Genomic DNA, 251 nt, shown 5'->3' on the forward strand with positions numbered 1-251 from the left:
CACACGCGCGAGGAGGATCTGCCACCCCGCGCAGCCACGGCCAAGGCCATGGGGCAGCGGTCCGGCGCGATCATCGCCACTACGCGGGTGCTGCGGGCGGTGTTCATCCCGATGGGCTTCTTCCCCGGTTCGGCCGGCGGCATCTACAGGCAGTTCGCGGTCACGCTCAGCGTATCGCTGGTGGTCTCCACGATTCTGTACCTGACCCTGGCTCCGGCCATCTGCGGTGCGATGCTGCGCCCGGCCAAGGA

The 251-nt window shown here is 68.9% G+C and carries 1 protein-coding gene; it reads left to right on the plus strand.

Going from position 1 to position 251, the window contains the following annotated elements; all coding sequences use genetic code 11:
* Window positions 1-48: 48 nt before the first annotated feature.
* On the plus strand, window positions 49-251 hold a 203-nt coding region (locus tag ACQG3P_RS20995), incomplete at its 3' end, for an efflux RND transporter permease subunit (RefSeq protein ID WP_426806134.1).

The organism is Stenotrophomonas sp. SrG, assembly GCF_050031795.1.
Lineage (GTDB): Bacteria > Pseudomonadota > Gammaproteobacteria > Xanthomonadales > Xanthomonadaceae > Stenotrophomonas > Stenotrophomonas rhizophila_A.